At 67.0% G+C, this 15,538-nt stretch carries 9 protein-coding genes; 7 read left to right on the top strand and 2 right to left on the bottom strand.

Annotation, left to right across the window (positions count from 1 at the left end; translation table 11 throughout):
* Positions 1-131: 131 nt before the first annotated feature.
* From ABZ552_RS32905 to ABZ552_RS32895, 3 genes are all read left to right on the top strand, one after another.
* Positions 132-4,934, top strand: coding sequence for an FHA domain-containing protein (locus ABZ552_RS32905; RefSeq protein ID WP_357441775.1), 4,803 nt, complete (start codon positions 132-134; stop codon positions 4,932-4,934).
* A 13-nt stretch (positions 4,935-4,947) separates the two neighbouring features.
* A complete protein-coding gene (locus tag ABZ552_RS32900) occupies positions 4,948-5,190 on the top strand; it encodes a hypothetical protein (RefSeq protein ID WP_357441773.1) in 243 nt (80 codons plus the stop codon).
* A 241-nt stretch (positions 5,191-5,431) separates the two neighbouring features.
* The gene (locus tag ABZ552_RS32895; protein ID WP_357441771.1) at positions 5,432-6,655 is read left to right on the top strand and encodes an FAD-dependent monooxygenase; all 1,224 of its coding nucleotides are present in this window, start codon (positions 5,432-5,434) and stop codon (positions 6,653-6,655) included.
* Between the two features lie 158 nt (positions 6,656-6,813).
* Here the strand turns inward: ABZ552_RS32895 and ABZ552_RS32890 are convergent, their stop codons facing one another.
* Positions 6,814-7,893: an acyl-CoA desaturase gene (locus tag ABZ552_RS32890; RefSeq protein ID WP_357441770.1), complete on the bottom strand. Its 1,080-nt coding sequence runs from the start codon at positions 7,891-7,893 to the stop codon at positions 6,814-6,816.
* 838 nt (positions 7,894-8,731) lie between these two features.
* On the opposite strand from ABZ552_RS32890, the gene ABZ552_RS32885 reads away from it, so the two are divergent.
* The 3 genes from ABZ552_RS32885 to ABZ552_RS32875 are packed head-to-tail and all read left to right on the top strand — an operon-like array spanning position 8,732 to position 10,984.
* A complete protein-coding gene (locus tag ABZ552_RS32885) occupies positions 8,732-9,673 on the top strand; it encodes an alpha/beta fold hydrolase (protein ID WP_281875666.1) in 942 nt (313 codons plus the stop codon).
* Between the two features lie 33 nt (positions 9,674-9,706).
* The gene (locus ABZ552_RS32880) at positions 9,707-10,162 is read left to right on the top strand and encodes a hypothetical protein (protein ID WP_281875664.1); all 456 of its coding nucleotides are present in this window, start codon (positions 9,707-9,709) and stop codon (positions 10,160-10,162) included.
* A gap of 9 nt (positions 10,163-10,171) precedes the next feature.
* Complete coding sequence (locus ABZ552_RS32875; protein ID WP_281875663.1) at positions 10,172-10,984, top strand: class I SAM-dependent methyltransferase; 813 nt, start codon at positions 10,172-10,174, stop codon at positions 10,982-10,984.
* A gap of 194 nt (positions 10,985-11,178) precedes the next feature.
* On the opposite strand, the gene ABZ552_RS32870 is transcribed toward ABZ552_RS32875, so the two are convergent.
* Positions 11,179-12,366 (bottom strand): FAD-dependent oxidoreductase, encoded by a 1,188-nt coding sequence (locus ABZ552_RS32870; protein ID WP_281875662.1) that lies wholly within the window; start codon positions 12,364-12,366, stop codon positions 11,179-11,181.
* Between the two features lie 548 nt (positions 12,367-12,914).
* On the opposite strand from ABZ552_RS32870, the gene ABZ552_RS32865 reads away from it, so the two are divergent.
* Entirely contained in the window at positions 12,915-15,380 is a 2,466-nt protein-coding gene (locus tag ABZ552_RS32865) for a hypothetical protein (RefSeq protein WP_357441767.1), read from the top strand.
* The last annotated feature ends 158 nt before the right edge of the window (positions 15,381-15,538 follow it).

Raw genomic sequence — 15,538 nt, 5'->3', positions numbered from 1 at the left:
CCCTGTCGCGATTCCTATCGGCCACCGCCTCTCCTGGTCAGAGGTGTCGCCACTGTTGGGAATATTGAACGCGCTGCGGTATGTCTAGATGGTCTCGCAGCGACTGTGAGGGTGCCGGGAGGCAAGCTGCGATGGATTCGAGCGGTTTGCTGGCCGAGGTGCCCTCGGCTGTGCGGGAATTGGTCCTCGGTCATTGGCCGGAGACCGACGTCGAGGGAATGCGTCGTAACGGGGACGCGTACCTGGTTGCTTCCGGTGAATTGAACAACTCGGCCGACCGGTACGAGGTCGAGGCGGCGGGTACCGAGCAAGCTGTTGAGGGCGCGACGTCGACGGCGCTGGCCGAACGTCATCGCGTAGTCGTGCAATCCATGCGTGATCAGGCGGCAGTGTGTCAGAGCCTGGGCAAGCAGTGCCACGACGTCGCCGACTCGGCTGTGCAGACGCAACATCTGCTGATCGCGATGGGGATCGCGCTGGCGGCTCAATTGGCCTATGACGCGCTGCTTTTCTTCCAAGGTGGTGGCGCGAAGGCGCTGATCGACCGGATCGAGGCCGAGCAGGCGATGGCTGCCGCGGCTGCGCGACTGGCCGCGGAGGTGGGCGAGCGCGCGGTCGCGGGCGCGGCGCAACGAGCCGCGCTGCACACCGCCGTCCACGCGGCGAAGATCGGCCTTCTGACCAGCGCCGCGATCAGTGGTGGCGCACAGCTGTGGGACCTCAAGACCGGCGTGCGCGACAAGTTCGACGTGGGCGCCTTCTTGGAAATGCTCCTGGGTGGTGTGGTCGGCGGCGTCGCGGGTGCGGAGGTCGGCCGCAGGCTCGCGCCGCGCGTGCTGGGCTGGACGCGCGGCAGAGCGGTCACTCCCTCCGGCCGGCTTGCCGCGCATCTGGGCGGCACGATGCTGCTCGGCGGCGCGGGCGGCCTCGCGGGCGGTCTGGCCGGCGCGGTGCCTTCGGTGTTGATCCACCTGGACGAGATCCACAGCCTCGGTGATCTGTTCAAGATGGTGCGCGAATCCGCGATCACTGGCTTCGGCAGCGGGTTCGTCGGTGCCGCGGGTTCCGCGATCCGGGTCCACGCCGCAGGCCGTAACGCGGTGCGTTCGGACAGCGACGCGCCTCGACTCGGGCTGCGTCACTGGGAATTCGCCTCACGCGTCAACGAGCTGTTGAGCTCGGGTGAACCACTGCGGGTGGAGGCGATCGAGCGCTTCAGCACCGAAGGCAAATCGGCGAGAGTGGTGGAGCGGCTGGTCTTCCATGACGGCACCGAGGTGATCCACAAGGTGGTCTCCGATCCGCAGCACGCGCACGCGGAATTCCTGAGTTCGCTGGTCGGCGACGCGGTGGGCGCACGGGTGCCCGCGGTGCATGTCATCGGCGACCACGTCTACATGGAGGTCGTGCCCGGTACGGTGGCGGCGGAGACGTATCCGCGAAGCGCGTTCCCGCCGGAGGTCCTCAGCGGTCCTGCGGGCATGCGCCAGGGCGTCATGGACGTGCTGATACGCATACCCGACCGCAATGGCGACAACTGGATGGTGGATCCGGCTGGGAACGTGTGGGGAATCGACCACAGCCGCGCATTCGAGAACTTCACCGACGCGCAGTATGTCGTCGGGCCCTTCGCGGAGAACTTTCTGCGCTACGGAGACAACCTCGAAATCTTGTGGAATGACCACGCTCTCACTCGCCCGGAACTGCACGAGATCCGGCAGCGGGTCGAAGAACTGAGCCCGGTCTTCCACGCCGCGGGCCGCCGGGACTGGTACGACGGCATGCTCCAGCGGATGACCGCGTTGGAGGAGCATGCCGCGGGTGGTGGTGACGCCGGGCGTGGGGTCCTGCCGCCCGTGTCACCGCAGTCCCCCGGCTCGGCGCCGGGAATCGTCCCTGGTGACGGCCGGGCGGTGTCCGTCACGCCACGACAAGACCGGCCGCCCGGGACCGACGCGTATGGGCGCAACGGCAGACCACCCACACCGCGCGGCGACGAGGTCAGCGGCTCGGCTGTCGCGCCACGAGGCCGCAGGGACCAGCCGCCGCCGCTGCCTCGGAATGCCGATGGCCCGCTCGTGCGGCAGGAGGAGCTGACGCCGCGGGTCCCGGTCGACGAGGTGGCCTCGGATGGTCGGCCACCGGTCCGGGACGATTCGCGTGTCCCGGAGGAGTCGCGGCCGCGTCCTCCGCTCGATGAGGCGGATCCGGCCGGGCGGCAGTCGGCAGCCGATGAGTCTCCGGTGACGCCCAGGGATCCGACGCCTCGCGCCCGGACCGACGAACCGACGTATGACGGCCCGCCGACACGACCGCAGCCGCGGGTCGAGGAACACGAGAAACCGGCGAGTCAGGACGGGTACGTGCTCGCGGGTGCTCCGCCTCCCGCCGGATTCACCCAGTTCTACCGCCATCCCGAGGGTGGCTACGTCGACATGGTGCTGACCGGTCCGGATGACGCGCGCGTTGAGCTGCGCCTGATTCCAGGCCAGGAGTACGTGCTCGGTCGTGGTGACGGCGCGCTGTTGGAACAGATGGCCGGCGACAGAGTTTCGCGTCGCCACGCGACGATAACGGTGGACGAGCAAGGCCATGTCCTGCTTCGAGACGACAACTCGACGAACGGCACCTTCGTCGACGGCAAACAGCTGACCGGCGGTCGCTGGGTGCGGATCTACGACGGCCAAGACGTCATGTTCAGTCGCGATCTGGAACTCGGCGTCACGTTCCAGCGTCAGATGGCCGAAGTGCGGCTATTCGGCAACGACGGACCGGTTCTGAAGCTCCATCGCGGCCAGGAGATCGAGATCGGTCGTGCGATGGTGCACCCGGAAGCGCCCGGGCGCGACAGTATCTCGCGACGCCACGCGATCGTCGGCATGGATGAGAACGGGCGGGTATGGATCCGGGACGTCGGTTCCAGCAACGGCACCCAAGTCAACGGCGATCGGCTCGGCCGGGGGGAGCGCCGGGTACTGGAGCCAGGGGACGACTTGCGCCTCGGCTGGTATGACAGTACGGCGCAATTCGTGCCTACGGATGCGACAACCGGGGTCGATCCGGTCCGCGTGCGAATCGGGAGCGGCGCGGATGCGACACCGGTGCGGCTCGCGCCGGGAGAAACGGTCGTGATCGGCACCGACGAGAGTTCGCCGTTCGCGTCTCAGTTGCGCGGGATCCCCAATGTCGGCGAACGCCATGCGACGCTCGGCCTGGACCACGACGGCCGACTGTGGATCCGCGATCATTCGGGATCCGAAGGAGTGTGGATCAATGGGGACAGGATCGCTCCGAACCAAAGAGTGACGCTCGCCGAAGGCGACAATCTGGGGATCGGTCCGGATTACGTCGGGACCGCCCGGCTCGGCGGCGAGATACGACCGCAGCACCCACCCGCCGAACTGCATTTCGAGCCCTTCAAGCGCAAGCTCCCGATACGCCTCGCACCGGGCCAGGAGGTGGCCGTCGACACCAGTGCACTGAACGGTCATGCGATGGTGATCGGAAGACCGGGCAGGGAAGTCGTCATCGGGCGCGATCTCGACGGTCGTGTTTGGGTGCGCGACCCGGACGGAGACAGCTGGGTCGGAACCAAGGTCAACGACGAGATCATCCCGGCCGGCGAGAAGCGGTACCTGAACCCCGGAGACAAGGTCTCCTTCGGCGAGGTGTCCAGCAGACTCCAAGTCGGTAACGAAGCGCCGTTGCAGGTGAGATTGGCCGACGACGAGAGTGTGCCTCCCCTCCTGCTGCGTCGCGGCGAGGAGGTGCTGATCGGCCGTGACCTGGAGTCACCGATGGCGAGCCACCTCGCCGACAACCAGAAGGTGTCGCACCGGCACGCCACCGTCTACCGCGACGAGTACGGAGACGTGTGGCTGCGCGACAACAACTCCTCGAGAGGGACGTGGGTCGACAATGTCAAGGTCGATCCGGACCGGCCGGTGCGGTTGCGCCCAGGCAATCAGATTCGTCTCGGTGATTGGGTGGGCGCGGCTCGATTCGAGGACGGCTTCCGGGGAAGCGCTTCGAGAGCGTTGCCGGTGAAACTGAACAACGTTCACGGCGACGTGTCCCTCGACTTGGCACGTGGTGGCGAGCCACTGCTGCTCGGCCGGGACAGCGCAGAACTACCCGATGGGCTGACCCGCACCAATGAGATATCCCGGCGGCACGCCAGTGTCGGCGTCTACCCCTCCGGCCGGGTCTGGATCCGTGACGAAGGATCGACGAACGGCACCCATGTCAACGGGACGGAGATCGCGCCGGGAACGAAGGTCATGCTGCATCCGGGCGATAGCGTGCGGCTCGCGGACTCGTTCGAGTTCGTCGTCGCCTATCCGCCTCCCGACGGCGGCGCATTCGTGAACATCATCGACCGGACACCCGAGACCTTGCGGATGGTCCAGGATCTCGCTCACGTGCCCAGCCATATCTACGCGCGGGTCAGCGAGCACATGAACGCGGTTCCCGGGGGTGGAATCGTCATCGGCAATCGCCCCATGCTCGAATTGCCCGGCACCGAGAGCCTGGCAGGCAGCACCCCGTACGGCCGAAAGCCGGGAACCAGTTGGGACACCGTACAAGGGGTGTACATGGGTGGGCCGCGCCGCCTGGTGATCAACTCCGGCGGGCGCAGCGGCAGTGAGCAGGTGGTCTTCCACGAGTTCGGGCATGCCGCCGACGCGGCGTACGGTACCGGTGGGAGATGGCTCAGCGACGCCCAAGAGTGGCGTGATCTGCACGCCACGATGATGCAGACCATCGGAAAACATCGCAAATGGAACGATTATTACGACCGGCGCAGCGAGGCCTTCGCCGAAGCTTTCACGGCCTGGATGCACGGCGGCACCGCTAAGCTTCGCAAATTCGCCCTCGGTAACGACCAGATCGCCCAGCAATTGAAGGATTACTTTGACCGCGTATTCGGATGACACGAGCCCACCCATGCTGGCCGAGGATGGTGAGACGATCCTGCTGCCGCTGCGCGGCCGGACCGAGGACGGCGTCTACTACAGCGGCTTCGAGGAGTTCCATCCCGGCGACGCGGGCTACGACGAAATGCTCCCGGTGGCACGGGAAAACCCGGTTTCGGAGTCGGAGGCTCCGGAGCGCCCGGTCGACCAGGACACCCTGGCCCGCATCCTGCGTGAAGCCGGGTTGGACGGAATGGACCTCGGAAACGAGTAGTTGCGGGCAGCTCGGCGGGCCGACCGACTGCTCCCGCATGCCGAGTTCAGGGTTCGCGGGAGCTGGGCGGGATCGCGGTTGCGCCGATGAATTCTGTGTGTATCCGTCGTCCATACCGGTGGAAACACCGACAGCGGTGAGCCTGCGTTCCAGCGTGGGCAGGGAAACACAGGGAGGCACTGATGAGCGTCGAGGACGCCGTGCGGCGGCAAACGATCCGGCTGGGTGAGCAGTGGGCGCGGTGAGCAATACCAGGGTATTGGTGGCGGGGGCGAGCATCGCGGGGCCCGCGCTGGCGCACTGGTTGCGTCGGCGGGGGGCCGAGGTGACCGTGGTGGAGCGGGCCCCCGAGCTGCGTCCCGGTGGGCAGGCGGTGGACGCGCGCGGGGTGGCCAAGGAGGTCATCCGGCGGATGGGGCTGGACGCGGCGGTGCGCGCGGCCCGCACCGAGACCGCCGGCGCGTACACCGTTGACGTGGACGGGAACGTGCTGGAGACCTTCCGCGCGGACGACGACGGCGGCGACGGGTACATCTCGGAGATCGAGATCCTGCGCGGGGACCTGTCCCGGGTGCTTTACGACGACACCCGCGACGGTGTGGAGTACGTCTTCGGAGACCGGATCGCCGAGCTCATCCAGGACGCGGACGGAGTCGATGTGGCCTTCGCGGGTGGCGACCGGCGGCGCTTCGACCTGGTGGTCGGGGCGGACGGGCTGCACTCGGCGCTGCGAGCGATGGTCTTCGGGCCACGCGAGCGGTTCGTCCGCCACCTCGGGCTAGTGCTGGCCTTCTACAGTGTGCCCAACGAGTTCGGGCTGGACCGCTGGCTGATCGATTATCAGGAGTCCGGGCGCTCCGCCGGCCTCCGGCCCATCCGGGACGCCGGCCAGGCGATGGCCATGTTCTCCTTCCCCTCGGGGGACTTCGACGTCGACGACCGCGACGTCGCGGCTCAGAAGCGCCTGCTGCGTGAGCGGATGGCCGGTATGGGCTGGTTGACCCCGCGCATCCTCGCCCATCTTGACGACACCCCGGACTTCTACCTCGACCAGGTCGCCCAGGTGGTGATGGACCGCTGGTCGAGCGGACGGGTGGGGTTGCTCGGGGACGCGGCGTTCAGCTCGTCGCCGATGTCCGGGGCGGGCACCGGGCTGGCGCTGGTCGGCGCCTACCTGTTGGCCGGAGAGCTGGCCGCTGCCGGGTGGGACCCGGAGGCCGGGTTCGCCGGCTACGAGCGGCGGATGCGCTCGTTCGTCGAGGCCAACCAGGAAATCGGCCGGTTGCACGTGCGCAGCCGCGAGGTCCCCGGGCCGGGCGCCGAGCCGAGCATCGATTTCACCGGCGAATGGTTCACCGAACTTCTCGAGCGTGCGATCAACGGCGTCGAGCTGCCCGACTACGCAGGGGTGCCGGACTCCGGAGCTACGGCCGGACCGCCGATCACATCGTCGGCCAAGCCGTAGGCGTCAGATAAATTGCCGAGAGGGATGACACTTCGGCAGGCCACCGCCGCTGTCCAGCGCGGAGGTGTGGCTGTCGTCGCGGACGCGCGCGGTTGCTGATGAGCGGCCCACATCGCAGCCGTCGACGGTTCCGTGCGTCGTGGTGCCCGGCTTTGTGTTCAGTGATCGCGTTGTGGCACTCCCGGGTTTCGATCGGGGGTGCGCAGGGGAGCGCCGACGTGGTGCAGGTGTCTCAGTGCCTCGCGGTAAGAGGAGATCAGCCCGGTTTCGTGGTAGGGCACGCCGATTTCGGTGCAGTAGTCGCGGACGATCACCTGGGCGTGACGCAGGTTCGGCGTCGGCATGCTCGGGAACAAATGATGCTCGATCTGATAGTTGAGCCCGCCGAGGGCGAGGTCGGTCAACGCGCCACCCCGCACGTTGCGGGAGGTCAGCACCTGGCGACGGAGGTAGTCGGGGCGTTCGTCGCCGGTCAAGGTCGGCATGCCCTTGTGGTTCGGGGCGAAGATGCAGCCCATGTACAGGCCGAACAGAGCTTGGTGGACAGCGAGGAACGCGAAGGCTTTGTCGGCGGGCAGAACCGCGAACAGCGCGGCCAGGTAGGTGGCGAAGTGGACGAACAGCAGCGCGCCCTCGAATGCCCGGTGTTTGATCGATCGATTTCTGAGCGCACGTACACCGGCCACATGAAGGTTCACGCCCTCCAGCAACAGGAGGGGGAAGAACAGGAACGCCTGCGCCCTCCCGATGAGACGAGGCAGGCCGCGGCTGGACCGTGCCTGCTGTTGTGACCAGAGCAGAATGTCGGGCGCGACATCGGGGTCGAGTTCCTCGTGGTTCGGATTGGCGTGATGCCGGGTGTGCTTGTCCTGCCACCAGCCGTAGCCCAGGCCGATGCCGGCGTTGCCGACGAGTCGTCCCACGAGCTCCGTCGGCTGCCGCAGCCGGAAGACTTGGCGGTGCGCGACATCGTGCATGACGAGCGCGATTTGAGCGAACGTCACGGCCATGAACCCCGCGACCAGCAGCGTCCACCACGAATCGCCGACGAGGGCGAACGCCGCCCAGCCGGCTGCGAACGCGAGTCCGACGAGGCTGAGCCGGACGGCGTAGTACACGGGACGCCGGTTCATCAGTCCCGCGTCGGAGATCCGGCGCAACAGACGGGCGTAATCACCGTCGGCGCCGCGCCGCGGTGACCGTGGAGATGACTCGGGGACCAAGGCAGGTGTCGTCATAGATCTTCCTGAGAACTGAGTCGGAGACGCCACCTCCATCCGTCCACGATGCCGGCCGGTCGATGTCGGGGCGGGGCGCCGATTGCGATACCCCGAAGCTATCGGCCGGATTCTCGTTGCCCGTAACCCTCTGGTATGACATGGAATCGGACTGCGGAGTGATATTCGATGCCTGCCGCGAACCGAGGCGGCTGACCAGTTTGGATGACCATTGGCGTGTGGCCACAGTCGAGGCTGGCGATCCGAATGCCCGGGACGCGGCGGTAGTCCTCGAAAGAACCCGGCTGCCAACGCTTGTCCTGAGCGCCATAGAGCGCACCACGGCCGGCACGCCGAGGTCGGTGAGCCGGTCCGTTTCGGTCCGTTCCGCAGGTCGTCGTCCAACGCGGTGAGACTGCGGTAGGTCATCCCGCGCAGGTCGGCGACGAACCGGTCGGGGATCTGCACATCCCGGGTGAACGCGGAGCTCATGGCTTGCCGGAGGACGACGTCCGGGAGCAGCGGCCACAGCGGCTGCCCGATCGCCGGAACGAACAGCAGGTTGCCGACCGGATCGTTGTCGGTGACGGCGTCCAGGCGGGGACCGGAGTCGATCAGCATGATCGCCGACACCAGGTCTTGGCGCGGTTCGGCCAGGGAGGTGGCCACGTAGCCGCCGGAGGAATGCCCGACATGAGGAACGGCCCGCTCTTCCCGGGTGAACGCGACCGCCCGGCATCCCGAGCGTTGGAGTTGCGAACGGGCGCGCAAGACGCTGAGAAGGCCCGGGCTTGACGTATCTAGTCATTTCAGTCGAGACTGAAATGACTAGCTTGATTTCCTAGGGAAGGTGGCGGCGATGGCTACGCGTCGTGAGCAGGTGATGTTCAACAGTCTCGGCACCTCGTGCGCCGGTGACCTGTACTTGCCGGAGGCGGACGCCCCGGTTCCCGGCCTGGTGCTGGGGCACAGCGGGGTGATGGTCAAGGAGGCGCTGGCCGTGTTCGCGCCGCACTTCGTGCGCGCCGGGTTCGCCGTGCTGGCGATCGACTACCGCACGGTCGGTGCCAGCGAGGGCGAACCTAGGGGCCAGGACTATCCGCAGCGGCAGGTGGAGGACTTCCGAAGCGCGATCTCCTACCTACAGAGCCGACCGGAGGTGGACACGGCACGGATCGGGTTGTGGGGGGTCAGCGTCGGTGGCTCTGTCGCGGTGCAGGCCGCGGTGCTCGACCGGCGCGTGAAGTGTGTCGTGGTGCAGAGCCCCAGCGTGTGGAACGGGTGGCGGTACCTGGAGCGGTTGGTCGGCCGCGCCGGTGTGCAGGCGCTGCGGGACCGGCTGGACGAGGACTGGCAGCGTCGCTACGAGGGCGGGGCCAGTGCCCGGGTCCCGCACCTGAGCCTGGACGGGGAGACCGTACGGGACACGCCGGACCTGGCTGCGGAGATGTTCCCCAGCTACCGCAACGAGAAGACACTCGACTCCACCGAGCACCTGCTCACCTTCGCGCCCGAGGATCTCATCCACCGGCTGGCGCCAACCCCGCTGTTGATGATCGCCAACGGCGGGTGGGACCCGTACCACATGCTCGAGGAGGCACAGAGCGCGTTCGCCAGGGCTGGCGAGCCGAAACGGCTGGAGGTGCTGCCCTATGACGTCCTCGGCCTCTACACCGGTCCGGGCCTGGACGAGGCGATGGCGCTGGCCGTGGATTGGTTCGACCGCTACCTGCGCAAGACCCGGCTCGCCACTGTCACTCCGACGCCCACCCGCGAGTCGGTTGCCGCTATGACACAGTGACGGCTCCGATCAAGTCAGCCGAGGAGGAGCGCTATGCCCGATCAGGACAACCAGGACGAGGTGCTGCGGTGGGTCGAGCGGGTGGCCACGTTCTGCGTGGAGGAATGGGCGCTCGCGCCGATCACCGGGCGCATCCTGGGCTTGCTGATGATCTGCGACCCGCCCGAGCGCTCCGCCGGCCAGATCGCGGAGATGATCCAGGCCAGCCGCGCTTCGCTGACCTCGAACATGCGTTTCCTCGCCGCCATCGGCCTTGTCCGCAAGGTTCGCGTGCCAGGTGACCGCACCACCTACTACCGCATCGAGGACGACGCCTGGCACAAGGTGATCCAGCGCAAGCTCGACAGCCTCGGCGCCTTCGGCGACATCGCCGACGAAGGCATGAAACTCGCCGGCGCCAGTGGGGCTCACACCGAACGCATCCGTGCCGCCCAACAGTCGCTGACCTGGCTCCGCGACATCGCCGCCCGCAATCCTCCGACAACGTAAGGACTTCTCGTGCAACGCCTGCGACTGGACCTGGACCCGCTCCGGGAAACCTCGCTGCTCACCCTCTACGCGAGGGCTCTGGACACCAAGCTTCCCCACCCGATCCTCGGCGACACCCACTCCGCCGGCATCGCCGACCTGATCGACTACGACTTCGCCAAGCTCGACCTGAAGCCCAGCCTCGTCTGCGGCACCGCTCTACGCGCCAAGCATCTCGACGATGCGGTCCGGACGTTCGTCGCCGGCCACCCTGACGCCGTCGTGCTCGACCTCGGCTGCGGACTCGACACACGCGTCCTCCGCTGCGACCCGCCCGCCGGCGTCGACTGGTACGACGTCGACTTCCCCGACATCGTCGACCTGCGGCCCCAGTTCCTCCCGGACCGGTCCCTGCGCATCGGCGCCGATCTGACCACACCGGGCTGGCTCGACCCGCTGCCTCGCGACCGGCCGGCCATGATCGTCGCCGAGGGCCTGCTGCCGTTCCTGCCAGGCGACACCTTCCAGCGGATGGCCCGAGAGTTGACCGCGCACTTCGACACCGGCGAACTCGCCATCAACGGCTACACCCGCTTCGCCGCCTGGTCGATGAAGTACCACCCGACGATCAAGGCCATCGGCATCACCGCCGCTCAGGGCTTCGACGACCCGCACGAGCCCGAGACCTGGAACGCCGGCCTGACCATGGTCGAGGAGCGACTACTCACCCGCGCCCCGGAAGTCGCCGACTTTCCCCAGCCACTGCGCGCGGCCACCCGGCTCATGAGCCATAGCACCGCACTGTCCCGGCAAGGCAACCGCGTACTCCGCTACCGGTTCTGACTACTTCCATCCGCACACCGGAGCGAGCCCTTCGGGAAGCGCACACCAGGCGGATGCCGCCGTCGAGACCTGACTCATGTCCATGTGGAGTGTCCGCCCGGGATCGCGCAGCAGGCCACTCCACCATCGTCTGCCGTATCCCGGGTCCGCCCCAGCCGTCTGGCCGGGGCGGACCTTGCCGGTTGCGCACGCGCTCAGACGGTCGCGACCGGAGCCTCCGCGCCGATCGCGACGACCCGGCGACGCCGGCTCGGCGCCAGTAGCGTCGGGTGCTTCACGCACCAGGCCGCGATGGAGCAGATCAGCTCCTTCACGCGCGCGGCCTTGCGACCCACGTCGACCTTGGAGGTGGGCTGATCCTCCTTGGTCACCTTCTGCACGATGGCATCGCGGCGACCGAGGCTGATGCACTGGCTGTTGTAGCCGATGGGGGCATCGGGAACCGCACGTCCGGTCAGCCGAGCGGCAATGGCATCGGCACCCAGCCAGGCCATCGGGGAGGCGGTGGCGCAGCCCATGCGCAACGTCCTGCCGCCCACTCCCGCGGCGTGTGCGGCATCGCCGACGGCGTATACATCCGGATGCGAGACCGAGCGCTGGGTGGCGTCGACGACGATCCGCCCGGACTCGGAAACGGTGAGCGTGCTGGCGGCCGCGATCGGGTGCACGGCGAATCCCGCTGTCCAGACGGTCACTTGCGCAAGGATCTCCGCTCCCGAGCGGGTGGTCACGCCATCTGCGGTGACCCTGATGACGTCGGCGTGCTCGTGGACGGTGATCCCGAAGCGTTCGAACGCGCTGCGCAGGTGATTCTGCGCCTTCTCGTCGAGCCAGTCGCCGACGCCACCGCGCGCGGCGATCGCGACGTCCAGATCCGGGCGCGCCTCGGCAATTTCGGCGGCTACCTCGATACTGGTCAGACCACCTCCGACGATCAGCACGGTCTCACCCGCCGCCAGTTGGCTCAGGCGCTCCCGCAGCCGCAGCGCGGCGTGCTTGCTCGCCACATGGTGAGCGTGCTCGGCGACGCCAGGCACGCCGAAATCGGCGACGGTGCTGCCCAGGGCGTAGACGAGTGTGTCGTAGGCGAGGGTCTCAGCGCCCTGATCGCCGATCAGTCCGACGGTCTTGCGGTCCGCGTCGATCGAATCGACCCATGCGATGCGCACCTCGACCCCGGTGCCGGCGAACATCTTGCGCAGTGGACGAACCGGCAGGTCCTGCCCGGCGGCGAGCTGGTGCAGGCGCACCCGTTCGACGAAGTCGGGGTCGGCGTTGACGAGGGTGATCTCGACGTCGTCGCGGTGCAGTCGCTTGGCCAGGCGGCCGGCGGCGGTGGCTCCGGCGTACCCGGCTCCGAGGACGACGATGCGGTGCTTCATGGTGTTGCTCCTGTCTCGGTGGGGTCGGAACTTGAACCGGACAGCCGCACGAATGCTGACAGGAGTGAAATGTGATGTGGGTCACTATAGATCGGGTGGGGACTGGCGATCGGCGAACGCCAGCTTGTGATGCCTGAGGAATCGAGCCTGCGACGCCGAAGGGTGTCCTGAACTGCGGAAATGCGTCACAGTTTGTGCCCTCGGCAGGAACCGCAAAACATGGGCAACTGCAAAACGCCTGGTCATCGTGGGTACATACCTTTGCGGATAAATCGATGTGGAAGAACCGCAGCGTCTGGCGTGGATAGACGACGGGGGTGACGTAACTCCGGTACCGTGCGACCGACCAGCGGGCCGTGGCTCGGGCCCACGGCTGCATTAGAACCTTCTGCACGGCTTGAGCGCGTGTCGCTGCGATGCCAGTCGCTAGCAGATGCCACTCCCTCGCACGGCCCGGTCGAAACAGATTGGGACGATGCGAAGTTGGCGAGGTGGCCCAGACTCTCTGTTTGCTGTCGACGGCGAACTGATTGTCGTACTGTGAGTTGGTGAGTTCGGCGGATGCCCGCCGCTGGGGCGGGGGCGGTTTGGCGGGGTTGGTCCTCGATGGAACATTGCGGCGCCATGTCTTAGGCGACAAGGTTCGTCGATTCTCGCCGTCCGCCCTCGATGTCGAAGTGCTCGATGTGGTCGATGCGGCCGCAGCGAGTGGTATTCCGCTTGGCCTGGTGTTTCCGCTGGCCGGTACTGCGGCACCGATCTTGGTCGGAGCTGCCTCCTTGATGAACGCCGTGCGGCGCACCGGCGACCTGCGTGTGCAGGGCGCGCTGGTCGGCCGGAACCTCCAATCTCGGGCTCTTTATGATCGCCTGTATTTCAATGATCAACGACTCGCCGATTTCCTTCCCCGCACGGTGGTGGATCCAGATGAAGAGGTGCGGACGATTGGTCAGGCGCGTCACGACCGGGGTGGTCGCCTGCACATCGTTTCACGGCTAGAGCGGCTGCATTCGATCTCCGAGCCGCTATCATCCCTGGTCATCGAGGGCTCCGCTGCCAGCATGGAGTCCGTCCGGGATGTGCTGGCCGATCCACGTCGACCCGACTCGATCGTCTACGTAACCTCAAATCCGTACGACACGGCGTTGCCGGCGATCGAAAGGGCTGGCGGGACGCTGTGGGCGTGGTCGGCCAGCCGTGTGGCCGACCTCGCGGTCACAGGTTCGGATTCATCACTCTCATCCCGCGTGACCGCAGGGGCGCTTGTCGCGGATCCTGCCCTCTTGTCGTCGGCGGGCCGGTGCGCGATCGAGGTTGTCACGTGCGGCGACGATGTTTCGGCGCGCTTGGACTCGGCGCTGGAGGATACGTGGCGATCGCTTGGTCTGCTGGTGAAGGTCATGCCGGACCTGAGAGTCGGGAATCACCCGCCGGAGGCGCTGTGGTGGGCGTGGGGTGCGTTCAACACGCTGGCGATGCTTCCCGTTCCTCCTCGCAATTACGACCTGTGGGCCGGCGGCAGTCCGTATATGACCAGGCTCGGCGACGTACCGAGGATCGCCTTGGAATTCGCGCGCAACGCTGGTGGGGAGCTGGCACGGGCCTGGACTGGCTTCGCGGAGTCGTTTCGCAACGTGTTGGCGACGGCCAACAGCGGCGGTCGCTGGTCGGGTGTAATTGCGTGGCTCGAGGGCGTCATTGACTCCGGCCGCCGCGGCGTACTGGTGGCCAGCAACCGCGCCGCTGCATCGGCGATTCGGGAGGCGCTCGATGAGTCGCCCTACTCGCCACTCGGCTGGGATCACGATGGCCTGGTCACCGTGATGACCGTCGCGGAATTGTCGGCAGGGCATGGACATTCTGAGGAACCGCCCTCCATCTGCCTACCCGGACCGCTACCCCGGCGCCGAGCAGGTCTGTACGCGCTGCCACCAGGACACGCGCTGACGGTCGTGGCTGCAGGCGACTTCGATGCCCGACGTTCCGCTGCCCAGGCCCTCGCTGCGCGAACAACGATGTCGGAGCTAGAGGCTAGGACGGAGACTGCGGCTCGTACGTTGGGGCTACCGCCACCGGCCGGTATCCGTGCCGACGTCGTCGGCAGCATCAAGATTGTGAACAGTGGCGTCAAGACGGCCGTTGTCCCTCCCGCACGGGCTTCGCTAGAGGCCGACGGCGGACCGTGGGAGCCGTTCGATCCCGACATCATGGCGACACTGCGGCGAAACATCGATTCGGGTGTCCTTCCACGCGACGACGCGGCGACCGTCAGTACGATCCGAACTGCAGGCGGCGCGAGCACGATCATCGCGATCACGGTCCACCTCGACCATGGGCCGGACGGTCGCGACGTCTTGGTCGTCGAACCGAATGATCTCGTCGCGCGTCGTTCCGGCGACGCGATCGAACGTGTCGCCGCCAAAGCCCTTCGTCATGACGATGTCGTTCTCCTTGTCGACCATGGTGCTCGCCGCGACCTGCTCGACACCGTCATCGAACGTCTCGCGGAGACCCCCGAGTACGCGACCCTTCAGTACACGATCGAATTCTGGAAGGCCCGTGCCGCTCGCGCGAGTACCTCCGGACAGACCTACGCCGAGATCCTGCGGCGAATGCAAGCGATCGGTACCCGCGTCACGGCTGAGCAGACCCTTGGAAATTGGGTTCGCGGGGTCGTCGATGGGCCGCGAGACCCCGCCGATGTCGATCGTTTCGCTCGCGCTATCGGAGACGACCAGCTACGGAATCACGCGGACCAGATCGCCCACGCGCTGGAAACCGTTCACGGCGTTCACCGCCGCGCGGGTGGTTGGCTTTCGAGGCGTCTCGCCGGGGCGAGGGCTATCGACGAGCACCTCGTGATCGAGGGAGGGCAGAAGATGCATGTGTCGGACTTGATGGATGCCGTTACCACGCACCGGGTGCTCCAGGTCGACCGAACAGTTCGAGCTCCGACGCTCCTGGTCGGCACTCTGGTCGACAGTCGAACCGCAGCTCGAATGCCCACAGCGTAACCGAGTCTGGAAGTTGTCGGTCCCGTCGGCTACGCTTCCGTGCCAAGTGAATTCAGGCACTTGAGATCCACTCCCATCACCACTATTGAAGGGCGCGCGAGGGTTCTCCCGGACGTGTTCAAGCGGTCGACTCGCCGACCTTCTGAAAGCGACCAACT

Origin of the sequence: Nocardia sp. NPDC019219 (assembly GCF_040632645.1) — a bacterium.
GTDB classification, from domain to species: Bacteria; Actinomycetota; Actinomycetes; order Mycobacteriales; family Mycobacteriaceae; genus Nocardia; species Nocardia sputorum.
The sequence above is the reverse complement of the archived record's forward strand: the minus strand, read 5'-3'. Positions and strand labels throughout refer to the sequence as shown.